The sequence below is a fragment of the Nonomuraea sp. NEAU-A123 genome, from assembly GCF_018603905.1.
Classification (GTDB): Bacteria; Actinomycetota; Actinomycetes; order Streptosporangiales; family Streptosporangiaceae; genus Nonomuraea.
Genome location: NZ_JAHFZZ010000015.1, coordinates 1 through 13,763, shown reverse-complemented (window position 1 = coordinate 13,763; position 13,763 = coordinate 1). Strand labels below are relative to the sequence as shown.

Here is a 13,763-nt window from a genome sequence, read left to right as displayed (position 1 = left end):
CCGCGTGAAACGTCTTTTGTTATTGGCGGCGGTCGCCACGGCCGGCATGACCGGCACCGCGTGGGCCGCCGACGGAGTCGCCGGGGTGGATGTCAGTAACTGGACCGGCGAGATCGACTGGCCGAGTGTCGCGTCCGGTGGCGGGAAGTTCGCGTTCGTGCACGCCACCGAGGGGACCGACTACCGCAACCCCTCCTTCGACGCGCAGTACGGCGGCGCGGCGGAGGCCGGGCTGTTCCGCGGGGCCTACCATTTCGCGCAGCCGCACGAGTCGGACGGTGCCGCCCAGGCCGAGTTCTTCGTGCAGAACGGCGGCGACTGGAAGATCGACGGCCGGACCTTGCCCGGGGTGCTCGACCTGGAGGAGAACCCGTACAAGGACAAGAACGGCAAGGACGGCTGCTACGGCCTGTCGCAGAAGGACATGGTCGCCTGGGTCAAGTCGTTCACCGCGAAGTACCGGGAGCAGACCGGCCGCCGGGCGATCATCTACACGACCCGGGCCTGGTGGCAGACGTGCACCGGCGACTCCGGCAAGTTCGGCGCGAACCCGCTGTGGCTGGCCCGCTGGGGCGGCGACCCCGGTGAGCTGCCCAAGGGCTGGGAGCGGCACACGTTCTGGCAGTCGGCCGAGAAGGGCACGCTGGCCGGTGGCCAGAACTCCTTCAACGGCTCCGAGGCCGAGCTGGAGGAGCTGGCCAACCCGCCCGCCGAGGTGACGGTCTCCGGCATGGCCAGGAACCGGAAGTCCTACACGGTCACCGTGGCCAACACGGGACCGGTCACCGTCACGCACGTCAAGCTGACCGGGCGCACGTACGGCGGCCAGCGGGTGGTCGCGGCATCGGGCTGCGACTTCAGCGGTACGGCGGTCCGCTGCGACGTCGCCGAGCTGCGGCGGGGCCAGAAGGTCACGCTGACCTTCACCACGAACCCCAAGGCCAAGGGGAAGGTGGGCATGCGCTTCACGGTCGGCTCGGTGAAGCTCGTCCTTGCGGCCCGATAAACCGGGCCGCCTACCTGGCCTCCCGATAAAGCAGAATAAATACCGATGTCTACTTTTCGGGAGTCAACCGGGTCGCGATGGCGTTGGGTGGCGATCGCGCTCGTCCTGGTGACCGCCACCGCGTCGGTGCCGCTCCTGCGGTACCCCGTCCCTTCGGTGATCGTCAGGATCGCGTACGAGATCGAGCAGCGGGGCGTCGTCTACTCCTGGGGAGGCGGCCACGGCTCGGATCCCGGGCCGTCCAAGGGCACATGCCAGGGCTACGTGGGCAAGACCCGGCCCTGCCCGGCGGACACGACGCGGGGGCTCGACTGCTCGGGTTTCACCAGGTGGGTGTACGCCCGGGCCTTCGGCGTCGACGTGCTCGGGCCCGGCACCACCGACGCCCACGTGCGCCGGATGCGCCGGGTCGGCTCCGCCGCACCGGGCGACCTCGTTTTCTTCGGAAAAATCACGAAAAAAACCGTTAAGACGCACCACGTAGGCATCTATCTGGGCCACGGAAAGATGATGAACGCACCCGAGACCGGAGCCTCGGTACGCGTCGACGACATCGGGCGAATCAAGGACTTCGCGGGCTTCTACCGCTACTGAGCGATCCCTCGTAGCGCCCGCGCCAGGATTATCCCCGAGGCGCCACGCCATTCGGACAGCACCCATGGCCCTCCCCTTTACTCCGGACGCTTTCCCCCCACCCGTCACCCGATTCGGTGGTCGGCCGTCTGATGCCCACCCGCCCACAAAGGCCCTCCGCTACGCTCCGGACGTTCTCCCAGGCGGGCTGACGCCCGCCCCCTGAAGGGCCTCGCTACGCTCGGACCGCCTTCCAGACACGCTTCGCCGGATCGGCCGGTCGGAGCGGGACAAGATGGACTCGAAACCGGCACCAGGTCCTGTTCCCTCGCACCCACCGGCGGCCTGATCGCCAGGGCCTGACCGCCCGCTGGACAGGGCTGGCCGCCGGCCGGACACGTGGCCCTGGCGGCTGCCAGCGCGGTTCGGTGGGTGCGTTGCCAGGTGCCGAAGTGTCAGCGAAGGTCGAGGTAGGGGACCATCGCGGCGGCCATTCCCCACGCCAGCTCGGCCATACCGGCCACCGCGCGGCTGGCCGTCCGCTGGACGCGGCTGGCCGAGGTCCTGACCTCGACGGGGGCGGTCGCCAAGGCGGGCGAATCCCCTGCGGGACCGCTGCCGGTCCCGGCGGGCTGGCTCGGCACGCTCGGCACGCCGATTCTCGGCCTGCTGGGCGGCTGATTCTTGTCGCTACCGACTCGGTATGGCGTGTAACGCCTGTCGCGTACCGGAAATTGAGAGACCCAGGAGCTACTGTGTGCCGCTATGGACAGGCGATGGGTCGGGATAGACGGCTACGAGGTCGTTCTCGCCGAGCGTGACGGCCGGCAGGTGCTCCGGGTGCGCAGGGACGGGGTTCCCGTCGCCGACTGCGTGTCGGTCGCGGAGGTGGCTCGACACGTCGATCTGGCCGATCTTTGCGAGGTCGTCGATCTGCCGTTCCAGCGCGGTTATGAGGCGGTCGGTTGATGGGGCTGACGAGTTCGCATCATCGCTGAGTGCCGTGTATGGTTACACCTGTCCGCAGCGCCGGACAGGCCCCTATAGCTCAGTCGGCAGAGCGTCTCCATGGTAAGGAGAAGGTCAACGGTTCGATTCCGTTTGGGGGCTCGCACGCTGACAAGGCGCATCGCCCGACCCAAGGTCACTTGGAGTCGGGCGTTTTTCGTTGTACGCGATTTTTTCGCGACGTACGACCCGCTTGCGATGTGATCGCTTGCCACTCCGGCTGGTCAGAAGCCGATCTCCTCGCGGACCAGCACGACACAGGCTCGTCTGCCGCCCCGTCCACCCGGTGATAGTTCCGAATAACCAACTCTACAGATAGAAAATAGGGAGAATATAGGGGCAGTCATTCAAGCTGATTAGGGGAGGCCGACGGATGAGCGCGATCGCGGTGATTGGGGCGGGACCCACCGGAACGTGTCTCGTTGAGCGGATCTGTGCAAATGCGCCGGAGTTGGTGGGGGACTCCGTGCTCGACATCCACGTAGTGGACCCCCACCCGCATGGCGCGGGCCGTGTCTGGCGTACCGATCAGCCGGACCTGCTGTGGGCCAATTCCGCCGCCGCCGACATCACCATCCACACCGACGGGTCGGTGCGCTGCGAGGGGCCGATCCAGCAGGGGCCGTCCCTGGCCGAGTGGCTCGGTTGCGATCCCGGCTTCTTCGCCCCGCGTCCGGTGCTGAGCCGGTACCTGTCGCACGCGTTCGAGCGGGCCGTGCGCACCGCTCCGCGCAACGTCAGGGTGCACGCCCACCGGGCGGTGGCGCTCGACGTGGCCGATCTCCGTGCCGGCCAGCGGCTGGAGCTGTCCGACGGGAGGTGGCTGGAGGTGGACGCGATGGTGCTGGCCCAGGGTCACCAGAGCGTGCTCCCCTCGTCGCAGGAGGTCGAGCAGGCCGCGTTCGCCGCCCGCCGCGGTCTGGCCTACCTCCCCACCGGCTACGCCGCCGACCTCGATCTGGACGTGGTGCCGGCGGGAAAGCCGGTGCTCATGCGCGGCGCGGGCCTGGCGTTCATCGACCTGATGGTGCTGCTCACCTCCGGCCGCGGCGGCCGCTTCACCAGCGGCGCGGACGGGAGCCTGACCTACCTGCCCAGCGGCGCCGAGCCGCTCCTGCACGTGGGATCGCGCAGAGGAGTGCCCTACCACGGCAAGACCGGCTACCGGCTCTCCGGCTCTCCGGCGGCCCTGCCGAAGTTCTTCGGTTCCGATGGGGCGGAGCGGCGGCCGCTGGTGGCCAAAGAGCTGGCGTACGCGTACTACCACGAGCTGTTCCACGCGCACCCGTCACGGACCCGGCTGGACTGGGCCGAGTTCGAGGCCGCCTTCACCGAGGCCGGGTGGGGCGGCAAGGAGATGCGCGCGCTGATCACCAAGGCGGTGCCCCGGTTCGCCGACCGGCTGCACCTGGAGCGGATCGAGCAGCCGCTGCGCGGTATAAGGTTCGGCGACTTGGCGGGGCTGCAGCGGTGGATGCACGGCTATATAGCGGCCGATCTGGGGCGGCGGGCCGACCCGGCGCACAGCGCCGACCTGGCGATGATCCACGGCCTGCTGTCCGTCCACGCCGTGCTGGCCGAGGCGCCGTCCGACCCTTGGTTCCAGAGGTTGTTCAATTTCCTGGCCAGCGGGCCGCCCGCGCGGCGACTGGCGGAGCTGCGGGCTCTGGCCCGGGCGGGCGTGGTCACCTTCCTGGGCGCCGACCCGCGGATCGAACAGGACGAACGCGCGGGAACCTGGCGTGCGACGAGCGCGACCGTCCCCGGCGCGGTGGAGGCGCGTGCGCTGGTCGAGGCGCGGCTGCCCCCGCCGAGCGTGAGCCGCAGCACCGATCCGATCATCAGCGCGCTCTACGCCAGAGGCGAGTGCCGGGAGGCGGCGGGTCTGCTGGACGTGCGCCTGCCGGACCGCCGCCTGCTCGGGCAGGGCGGCGCCGCTCATCCACGGCGGTTCGCCCTGGGGCCGTGGGTCGTCGGCGGTCGTGGCACGGCGGGATTCGCCCGTCCCGGCGTCAATGCGCCGCTGTTCCGTCATGCCGACGCGCTGGCGCGGAGCGTACTGGGCCAGACGGCCGGGGCCCGGCTGCGGGCCGCGGCATGAGTCGACCGCGGCTGTCATGCCATCGCAGCTGCGTCGGCTTGAACCATCCGTCATCCCAGAACGTGTTAAGGGTGCGCAGAGTCGCACGTGTCGTTGTTCATCGGCAGATGGGAATCAGCCAATGTCTCGTCGCGCAATCACCCTGTTCTTAGGCGCCTCGCTCGCCGCCTCGGTTTTCACCGGGCCGGCCTCCGCCACCACCGACATCACCCCGCCCAGTGCCCCGACCATTCTGTCGGCCTTCGAGTACCAGTTCCTCGAGTTGTCCTTCGGCTACTCGCTCTCGACGGACAATGTCACGCCGAAGGCCGCGATCACGTACGAGCTCTATCTCGACGGCGTATTCGAGAGCGACATCGTCCCGTTCATCCGCCCTCAGTTCCCGAACAGCTCCGTCGCCTTCGCCTACGCCCACGCTCCCGGGCCGGTCACCCTCACGCTGCTGGCGGTGGACGCCGCGGGCAACAAGTCGGCGTTGAGCAACGCCGTCACGGTCACCGCGATCGAATAGGTCGGCCGCCGCTTTGCGCCGATTTTGCCTGCCAGGCACTGGCTGCTAGGCTTACTGGCTGGCCAGCCCAGCAGAGCTGGCCGAGTACGTATGTGCTCCCCAGGTCAGGTATCCTCTACGGGCCGGGGTCGTTCGTCCGGCTCAAAGGCGGAGTAGCTCAGTCAGGCAGAGCAAACGGCTCATAATCGTTGTGTCGCCGGTTCAAGTCCGGCCTCCGCTACTGCCCCTCCCCAGGTCGCCGACCTGGGCTTGGGCATGTCCCAGTCCCAAACGTAGAAAGGCACTCCCACGTGGCTGCCACCGACGTTAGGCCGAAGATCACGCTGGCCTGCCAGGAGTGCAAGCACCGCAACTACATCACGCGGAAGAACCGGCGCAATGACCCGGATCGGCTTGAGCTGAAGAAATACTGCCCCAACTGCCGCTGCCACCGCGCGCACCGCGAGACCCGCTAGCTCTTTCCGAGCGCGGTCTCGCCGGGGGCACTCTCCTGGCCACATAACGCACAACCGGCGTCCTGCCTCAGGGCGCCGGTTTGTCGTGTCTACCTGCCGCCTACTGTTGCAAAATCGCGGTCATCACGGCGACAGCCGAACCTTGTTCTGTTAGCGTCTGCCTAACGGACATGCGAGGGAGCACAGATGGCCTTGAACCGCGACTTCGTGGGCCGGACGTACGCGTCCAAGGCCTCGTACGAGGTCAGCCGGGTGAAGATCAGGGAGTTCGCCGCCGCGATCGGCGACGGCAATCCGATCTACCGCGACCGGGACGCCGCCCAGGCCGCCGGGCATCCCGATGTGGTCGCACCGCCGACCTTCCCCATCGTGTTCAGCCTGCAGAGCGGCGGTGAGGCGCTGGCCGACCCCGACCTCGGCCTCAACCTCGCCATGGTCGTCCACGGCGAGCAGCGTTTCGAGTACGTACGCCCCATCTACGCCGGCGACGAGCTGGTCACCAGCTCCACGATCACCGACATCCGCAGCGCCGGGCGCAACGAGCTGCTGACCGTGCGAAGCGACATCACCACGGTCGACGGCGAGCCGGTCTGCACCACGTACAACACGATCGTCGAGCGCGGAGGGGCGGCCTGAGATGACGGCCACGGTGCAGTACGACGAGATCGAGGTCGGGCACGAGATCCCGGCCACCGACTACGGAGTCCGCAGGCTCAATCTGGTGATGTACGCGGGGGCGTCGGGCGACTTCAACCAGATCCACTGGAACGAGCGGTTCGCCAAGGCGGTCGGGCTGCCGGACGTCATCGCGCACGGCATGTACACGATGGCGCAGGGCGGACGGTTCGTCACCGACTGGGTCGGCGATCCCGGCGCGGTGGTCGACTTCGGGGTGCGGTTCTCCTCGATGGTGGTCGTCCCCGACGACGACGAGGGCGCGACGATCACGGTCAGCGGTGTCGTGGAGGAGAAGCTGCCCGACAAGCGGGTGGTCGTCGCGCTGACGGCCAAGGCGGGCGACGCCCGGGTGCTGTCCAAGGCACGCGCGGTGGTCCAGCTCGCCTAGCGCGGCGAGCCTGGCGTGGTGGGCCCGGTGGCGGTGGGTCCGGTGGCGGTGGGTCCGGTGGCGGTGAGCCTGGCGCGATGATAGGCCGGGCGGCTCTCGGGTACGCGGGAGCTTATGAACACAGCTCCGCACCACGTCAGGATCTGGCCCACGGTCGAATCGATCCCGGTCTCCGCGGTGACCGACAAGCCGCCCGGCCACCTCGGTCCGGTCAGAGCCGCGGCCCCGGCGGACACAGTGGCGGGCGCCGTGGGCACGGGCCGCGACACGACGGGCGGCGACGCGACCGGTGTCGGTACGGCGGGCGCTCGGCCGGCAGGTGCGGGTGCGCGTGGCAATCCCGCCGCCGAGCTGGGCTTCTCCGGTGACCCCGAGCAGCGGGGCGACCCCGGCGACGACATGCTGCACGCCCAGCGCATCTGGGACGGGAGCCTGGCCGCCAACCGGCTCGACGACGCGGGGGTGACGGCCGAGCGGCAGCGGGTGGCGACCGCCGAGGTCACGGCGTCCATCTGCCTGGTCATCGACGGCTGGCCGGAGGACGTCTGGGCGTCCGTCGAGTCGGTGCTCGAGTACACGGACGCCCATGTCCTGGCCCTCGACCTGGGCGACGTGGACGGCGCCGGTGAGGTGCTGCACAAGCTGGCGCTGCGCCATCCGGACCGGATCACCGAGTGGCGGGTGGCCGAGACCCCGCACTGGCGCGGCGGCTCGGCGACGTGGAGCGCCTGCCGCGACAAGCTGCTGCGCCTCGACACGTCCGAGGTGCACGTGCTGATGGAGACCTCGGTCGCGCTGGCGGGCGACGCGCTCACGCCGCTCGTCGCGGCGGTCGCGGACGGCGCGGTGGCCGCGGGCCGGCGCGGCGCGGACCCATCGCCGGACGGCACGGAATGGCACGAGGCGGGACCGGGCCCCGTCCGCGCGCTGCGCGGCGACCTGATGGCGGTACGCCGGTCGGCCGCGATCGGCGCGCTGCCCGAGGACGCCCGCTACGGGGAGAACGCCGACCTGGAGCTCTCGCTGGCCCTGAAGGGCGAGCTGGTCGTGCCCTCCGACCGCCTTCCGGTACGGCAGTTGCGCCGCCACGATGTGTCCCCCGAGTACTGGGACCGCGAATCCCGGCGAAACCACGACAAGGTGCTGCGCATGCTGAGGGCCTCATAAGCTTGGGACCCATGGAGAACCTCGCGCCGTACACCACCCTGGGGCTGGGCGGCCCCGCCCGCGAATTCGTCGAGGCCGGTACGGCGGAGCACCTCGTCTCGCTGATAGCCGAGGCCGACCGGCTGGCCCAGCCCACCCTGGTGCTCGGCGGCGGGAGCAATCTCGTGGTGGCCGACGAGGGGTTCGACGGGCTGGTCATCCGGGTCGTCACCCAGGGCGTGGCCGTCTCCCGTGACGGCGACGAGGTCCTGGTCACGGTCGAGGCGGGCGAGGACTGGGACGCGCTGGTCACCCGCGCGGTCGCCGAGGGCTGGTCCGGCATCGAGTGCATGTCCGGCATTCCGGGGCTCGTCGGCTCGACCCCGATCCAGAACGTCGGCGCCTACGGCCAGGAGGTCGCCCAGACCATCAGGTGCGTACGGGCCTACGACCGCAAGACGCGGCAGGTGGTCGACCTGGAGGCGCGGCAGTGCGGCTTCTCCTATCGCGACAGCGCGTTCAAGCGGGATCTGGCACGGCATGTGGTGCTCGGCGTGACGTACGCGCTCGATGTGTCCGAGCTGTCGGGCCCTGTGGCCTACCAGGAGCTGGCCGGACGGCTCGGCGTCGAGCCGGGCGACCGGGTGCCGCTCGACCAGGCTCGGAGGGCGGTGCTGGGGCTGCGGCGCGGCAAGGGCATGGTGCTCGATCCGGCCGATCCCGACACCCGCAGCGCCGGGTCGTTCTTCACCAACCCGATCCTGTCGCCCGCCGAGGCCGAGGAGCTGGCGAAGCGGGCGCCCGGCCACCCGCGCTGGGACATGCCGGACGGTTCGGTCAAGGTGCCCGCCGCCTGGCTGATCGAGCAGGCGGGCTACCCCAAGGGCTACGAACGCGGCCCGGTGCGCATCTCCACCAAGCACACACTGGCCCTGACCAACCCCACCGGCGCGGGCACCACGGCCGACCTGCTGCTGCTGGCCAGGGAGGTGCGTGACGGGGTGCTGGAGAAGTACGGCGTCACGCTCGTCAACGAGCCGGTGCTGGTCGGCTGCTCCCTGGCGGAATAGGTCCCTGACGGCCGTTGTTAGGGTTGTGCGGAATTACCGAAGGGGAGTAGTCCCAATCGCGTGATCGACATGCTGGCGCGCTTGCGCGCCCGGTCACGCGGGCCTGAACGGGCGGACGAGACCTTCGGCCTGGTAGCTATGGATCAAGACGCTACCGGGCCGAAGTCGTGCCCGAAATCCCCTTGGGCCCCTGCTTCCGGCTCGGTGGCGCGGAAGAGGACCGTTGGAAGCGTTCTGGATCAGCCTTGTGGTCATTTTCGTGGCCGAACTCGGTGACAAGAGCCAGCTCATGGCGATGACGTTCGCCACCCGTTTCAAAACCTGGCCGGTGCTGGCCGGCATCACGATCGCCACGACCGCCGTGCACCTCGTCAGCGTCGCGGTGGGCGGGCTGATCGGCGACCGTCTGCCCACCACCGCCATCTCCATCGTGGCCGGCATCGCCTTCCTCGGCTTCGCCCTGTGGACGCTGCGCGGTGACGAGCTGACGGAGGAGGAGTCGGGCAAGGCCCGGCGCACCACCAGGAACGCCGTGGTCGCGGTGACGGTGGCGTTCTTCCTGAGCGAGCTCGGCGACAAGACCATGCTGGCCACGATCACGCTGGCGACGCAGCACGGCTGGCTGGGCACCTGGATCGGGTCCACGGTGGGCATGGTCGCCGCCGACGCCCTCGCGATCGTGGTGGGCCGCCTGCTGGGCAAGCACCTGCCGGAGAAGGCGATCAAGTATGGTGCCGCCGCCGCGTTCGCGATCTTCGGCGTCGCCCTGCTGGTGGACGCGATCCTCTAACCGCTTCGTAGCCGCTGTCCAGCGGTGTCCTAGCGGGACAGCAGCGAGAGCCGGTGCGCGGCCGCGGCGGCTTCACCGCGGGTGGTCACGCCCAGCTTGGCCAGGATGTTGGAGACGTGCACGCTGACGGTCTTGGCCGAGATGAACAGCTCGGCGGCGATGTCCCGGTTGGTACGCCCGAGCGCCACCAGCCGGAGCACCTCGGTCTCGCGTGGCGTGAGCAGCTCGGGGGTGGCCGCCTGCTGCTGGACGACGCCGACGCGGCGGGAGAGCGCCTCGATCTCGTCCATCAGCGGCCGCGCCCCCAGCGCGGCGGCCAGAGGAGCGGCCACGGTGAGCCGGGTCGCCGCGCCCTCCCGGTCGCCGGAGCGCGCCGCGGCCGTGGCCGCGCGTACGAGGGCCTTGGCCTGGTTGTGCGGGCGTCTGAGCCGCTCCCAGGCGGTCGCCGCCGCGTCGAAGTCGCGTGAGTACGACAGCCGGTAGGCCTCCGCCACCGGCCCGCTGACCTTGAGGCCCGCCGACACCTCGGCGGCCTGCTCGCGCACCGCGCGGACCCGGGCCGGCTCGGCGGCCTCCATGGCATCGCAGACCCTGCTGAGCTGGGCCAGCAGCCGCCAGCCCAGCATGGCCTTGGGAGACTGGGACGGCCGGGACAGGAACTGCTCCGTCACGGCCAGCGCGGCCTGCGGCTCGCCCCTGAACAGGTGCCAGCCGATGCGCAGGCGGGTGTTGTTGGTGAGGTCCTGAAGGAAGACCTCGGGCCGCTCCTTGAGCACGCCGAGCTCCGACAGGATGCCTTCGACGACCGCGAGCTCGCCTCGGGCCAGCGCGATGTCGGCACGTACGCGGAGCAGATGCTGATAGGTGCGCATCGCCGGACCGAAGCTGAGCGCCTGTCCGACGGTCTCGATGGCCTCGTCCCAGCGGCCGATCGCCTCCAGCGCCTCGGCCCGGTTGAGGAGGATGAACAGGCCGTTGAGCCGCATCCGGCCGTACTGCTTGGCGAGCTGCCAGCCTTCCTCGCTCAGCGCGAGTGCCTCGTCCGAGCGGCCGAGATCGCTCAGCGCGTCGATGTTGTTGCCGATCGCCCGCGTGATCAGCCGCCCGGAGCCCTCCGCGCGGCCCAGCTCCAGGGCGCGCAGGTTGGTGGCCAGCGTCGACTCCGTGTCGCCGGCGATCGAGTGGCCGAGCGCCAGGTTCAGCAGCAGGTCGCCTTCGAGGCACTTGTCGCCGAGCTCCCTGACCAGGCGCAGGCCCTCCTCGATGAGCTGGGTGCCCTCCTCGACGTCGCCGCGGAGCATCAGGTGCTGGCCCAGCGGCATGACGACCTCGGCTCGGGCCAGGTTCGGCTCGGGCACCAGGCGCAGGGCGTGGCGGAAGTCCTCGAGCACGCCCAGCTTGCCCTTGTAGATCTTGAGGTTGGCCCAGCGCACGATCAGCGCGGCGACCCGGGCGGGTTCCCGGGTCTCGTCGAGCTCCGACAGTGCCGCCTTGACGAACTTGATGCCCCGGTCGAGCTCGCCGCCCGCGTGGGCGGCCTCACTGGCCCGTTCGAGCACCGCCGTGTGGTCCGCGCCGATGCGCTCGGCCGCGTCCGGGACCCGGTCCCAGAGCATGAGCACGCGTTCGAGCAGCGGGATCGCCTCGGTGTATGCGAAGGCGACGAATGACTTCTGCGCGGCCTCCCACGCGGAGATGAGCGCCCACAGGTCGTTCCGGGCGCCGTACCAGTGGTGAGCCAGCTCCACCGCGGCCCGGCCCGGCGGGACGAGCTTGCGGTCGCGGGAGATCTCCTCGGCGTAGCGCGCGTGCAGCCGCTGGGACTCGCCGGGCAGCAGCTCCTCGTGTACGGCCTCGCGGATCAGCGCGTGCCGGAAGACGTAGGCGCGATTGTCGGCGATCTGCAGCACGTTCCCGGCGATGGCCGGGCGCAGCGCGGTCTCCAGCTCCAGGTCGGACAGGCCGCTGGCCGCGGCGAGCAGGGCGTGGCCGACCCTGATGCCGCCCGCGGCGGCGATGCGCAGCACGCGCTGGGTCTCCTCGGGTAGCCGCTCGACCGAGCCGAGGATCAGGTCCTGCATCGAGTCGGGGAACGTGCAGTCCTCGCCGCAGTCCAGCAGGGCCTCGACGAACAGCGGGATGCCCTCGCTGCGCTCGTAGATCTTCTGCACCTTGGGGTATTCGGGGGCGCTGCCGAGTATCCCGGCCATCTGCAGGGCGACCTCGTCCCTCGACAGGCGGGGCAGGTCGAGCCTGAGCACCCCGCTGACCCTGCCCAGCTCGGCGAGGACCGGCCGGAGCGGATGCTGCCGGTGCAGGTCGTCGGAGCGGTAGGTCATGACGATCAGTATCTGCGCCGCGCTGAGGTTGCGGCTGAGGAAGGCGATCAGGTCGCGGCTGGACCGGTCGGCCCAGTGGATGTCCTCGATGAGCAGGATCGTCGGCCGGTTGCTCGCCAGCCGTTCGAGGAGCGTCAGGAACTGCTCGAACAGGCGGGCCCGGCCGGTGTCGGTCTCGCCGTCGCCGCTGGGCTCGCCGAACTCGGGGAGCAGCCGCGCCAGGTCGCGCTCGGCGCCGCCCGGCAGCAGCGCGGCGATCTGGGAGGTGCCCTGCTCTCTGACGAGCTGCCTGAGGGCAGCGGTGAACGGCGCGTAGGCCAAGCCCTCCGTGGAGAGCTCGACGCACCCGCCGTACAGCACATGGGCGCCGTCGCGCGCCGCCTGCTCGGCGAAGCGCTGCACCAGCCGGGTCTTGCCGACTCCCGCCTCACCGCCGACCAGCACGGCCGTCGCGGCGCCCTTCCGGGCCTCGTCGAAGGCTTGAGAGAGGACTGTGAGCTCCTCTTCCCGCCCCACGAAGACGGGACTTACTGAACGTCCCAGCATGTCATCCAGCATGTCATGCCCCATCAGCCGCTTTCGACGCATTTATGGAGGAATAATGGCCCGGCCGCGAGGGAGGTTGCGGCCGGGCGCTTGTGGGATGGTCATGAGGAGCGGCGCTTGCCGAAGACCGAGCGGCGCTCGGACTTGTTGCCCTCCTGAGCCTCGCGTACCTGACGGTGCCGGGCGGCCGCCTGGCGCAGCTCGTTCACGTGGCTCTTCATGATCTGGTATTCGATCTCGGGACTCACGGTGACTCCTTCTTGTTCCTTGCTGACACTCTTAAGGTTCGGGCTAAGGCACCCACCGGCACATCGGGCGGATGCCCTATCTCCGGGAAACTCCAGGCCGCGGGGTACCTAGGAGATGTGCGGGAACCGCCTTAGAGATCCGGTTTGGAGGTAGCCCACCTGGTCGGCGATCCTGTGGGGGTGTCAACTGTGACTACCTCGCTCGCCGACGTCGGCTCGTCCGGCGCGACGCTGCGAGCATTCCTGCACGGCCTGCCCGGTGTCGACCGGGTCGGCGCGGACCAGCGGGCGGCGATGCTCGGCACCCGCTCCATCAAGACCAGCGCCAAGGCCATGGCGATCGACTTGGCCATCTCGATGGTCGACCTCACCACGCTTGAGGGCGCGGACACGCACGGCAAGGTCCGTGCGATGTGCGCCAAGGCGATGCACCCCGGCGAGGGAGCGCCCCGGGTGGCGGCCGTCTGCGTCTATCCCGACCTGGTGGCCGTGGCCGCCGGGGTGCTGCGCGGCTCGGGGGTGAAGGTCGCTTCGGTGGCGACCGCGTTCCCGAGCGGGCGTTCCTCGTTGGAGGTGAAGGTGTCCGAGACCGCGCTGGCGGTCGCGGCGGGCGCCGACGAGATCGACATGGTGATCGATCGGGGGGCGTTCCTGTCGGGTGACTATCTCAAGGTGTTGGAGGAGATCGTCGCGGTGAAGGCGGTGTGCGGCGGCGCGCATCTGAAGGTGATCCTGGAGACGGGTGAGTTGTCGACCTACGACAACGTGCGGCGGGCCTCCTGGCTGGCGATGCTGGCCGGGGCCGACTTCATCAAGACCTCCACGGGGAAGGTGGCTCCGGCGGCGACGCTTCCGGTGACGCTGATCATGCTGGAGGCGGTGCGTGACTTTCGTGAGGAGACGG

General features: G+C 69.8%; 15 protein-coding genes and 2 tRNA genes. 14 read left to right on the top strand and 3 right to left on the bottom strand.

The window, feature by feature from the left end; genetic code table 11:
• The first annotated feature begins 4 nt into the window (after window positions 1-4).
• Both KLK06_RS37725 and KLK06_RS37720 read left to right on the top strand, forming a co-directional pair.
• Window positions 5-1,006 carry a lysozyme gene (locus tag KLK06_RS37725; protein WP_214640440.1) on the top strand — a complete coding sequence of 334 codons (1,002 nt, stop codon included), beginning with the start codon at window positions 5-7 and terminating at the stop codon, window positions 1,004-1,006.
• An 87-nt stretch (window positions 1,007-1,093) separates the two neighbouring features.
• On the top strand, window positions 1,094-1,600 hold the full coding sequence (locus KLK06_RS37720; protein ID WP_308168625.1) for a C40 family peptidase: 507 nt from the start codon (window positions 1,094-1,096) through the stop codon (window positions 1,598-1,600).
• Window positions 1,601-2,034: 434 nt separating this feature from the next.
• Here KLK06_RS37720 and KLK06_RS37715 read toward each other — a convergent pair whose 3' ends face one another.
• Window positions 2,035-2,232: a hypothetical protein gene (locus KLK06_RS37715; protein ID WP_214640438.1), complete on the bottom strand. Its 198-nt coding sequence runs from the start codon at window positions 2,230-2,232 to the stop codon at window positions 2,035-2,037.
• 112 nt (window positions 2,233-2,344) lie between these two features.
• On the opposite strand from KLK06_RS37715, the gene KLK06_RS37710 reads away from it, so the two are divergent.
• From KLK06_RS37710 to KLK06_RS37660, 11 genes are all read left to right on the top strand, one after another.
• Window positions 2,345-2,548, top strand: a complete 204-nt coding sequence (locus KLK06_RS37710) for a transposase (protein ID WP_214640437.1) — start codon at window positions 2,345-2,347, stop codon at window positions 2,546-2,548.
• 68 nt (window positions 2,549-2,616) lie between these two features.
• Window positions 2,617-2,689 (top strand) — tRNA-Thr (locus tag KLK06_RS37705).
• 271 nt (window positions 2,690-2,960) lie between these two features.
• Entirely contained in the window at window positions 2,961-4,688 is a 1,728-nt protein-coding gene (locus KLK06_RS37700) for an FAD/NAD(P)-binding domain-containing protein (protein WP_214640436.1), read from the top strand.
• Between the two features lie 121 nt (window positions 4,689-4,809).
• Window positions 4,810-5,199 (top strand): hypothetical protein, encoded by a 390-nt coding sequence (locus KLK06_RS37695; protein ID WP_214640435.1) that lies wholly within the window; start codon window positions 4,810-4,812, stop codon window positions 5,197-5,199.
• Window positions 5,200-5,345: 146 nt separating this feature from the next.
• A tRNA-Met gene (locus KLK06_RS37690) sits at window positions 5,346-5,419 on the top strand.
• Between the two features lie 70 nt (window positions 5,420-5,489).
• Window positions 5,490-5,654 (top strand): 50S ribosomal protein L33, encoded by a 165-nt coding sequence (gene rpmG / locus KLK06_RS37685; protein WP_019632658.1) that lies wholly within the window; start codon window positions 5,490-5,492, stop codon window positions 5,652-5,654.
• Between the two features lie 186 nt (window positions 5,655-5,840).
• Window positions 5,841-6,290 (top strand): MaoC family dehydratase N-terminal domain-containing protein, encoded by a 450-nt coding sequence (locus KLK06_RS37680; protein ID WP_214640434.1) that lies wholly within the window; start codon window positions 5,841-5,843, stop codon window positions 6,288-6,290.
• A gap of 1 nt (window position 6,291) precedes the next feature.
• On the top strand, window positions 6,292-6,720 hold the full coding sequence (locus KLK06_RS37675; RefSeq protein WP_214640433.1) for a MaoC family dehydratase: 429 nt from the start codon (window positions 6,292-6,294) through the stop codon (window positions 6,718-6,720).
• 114 nt (window positions 6,721-6,834) lie between these two features.
• Window positions 6,835-7,887: a hypothetical protein gene (locus KLK06_RS37670; RefSeq protein ID WP_214640432.1), complete on the top strand. Its 1,053-nt coding sequence runs from the start codon at window positions 6,835-6,837 to the stop codon at window positions 7,885-7,887.
• Window positions 7,888-7,898: 11 nt separating this feature from the next.
• Window positions 7,899-8,936 (top strand): UDP-N-acetylmuramate dehydrogenase, encoded by a 1,038-nt coding sequence (locus tag KLK06_RS37665; RefSeq protein WP_214640431.1) that lies wholly within the window; start codon window positions 7,899-7,901, stop codon window positions 8,934-8,936.
• A gap of 223 nt (window positions 8,937-9,159) precedes the next feature.
• On the top strand, window positions 9,160-9,726 hold the full coding sequence (locus KLK06_RS37660; protein ID WP_214640430.1) for a TMEM165/GDT1 family protein: 567 nt from the start codon (window positions 9,160-9,162) through the stop codon (window positions 9,724-9,726).
• A gap of 29 nt (window positions 9,727-9,755) precedes the next feature.
• Here the strand turns inward: KLK06_RS37660 and KLK06_RS37655 are convergent, their stop codons facing one another.
• Window positions 9,756-12,623, bottom strand: coding sequence for an AAA family ATPase (locus KLK06_RS37655; RefSeq protein WP_214640429.1), 2,868 nt, complete (start codon window positions 12,621-12,623; stop codon window positions 9,756-9,758).
• Between the two features lie 89 nt (window positions 12,624-12,712).
• Entirely contained in the window at window positions 12,713-12,859 is a 147-nt protein-coding gene (locus KLK06_RS37650) for a hypothetical protein (protein ID WP_214640428.1), read from the bottom strand.
• A gap of 189 nt (window positions 12,860-13,048) precedes the next feature.
• Between KLK06_RS37650 and deoC the strand changes: the two genes are divergently transcribed.
• Window positions 13,049-13,763 (top strand): deoxyribose-phosphate aldolase (gene deoC, locus KLK06_RS37645; RefSeq protein WP_214640695.1); only part of this gene is annotated, 715 nt, incomplete at its 3' end.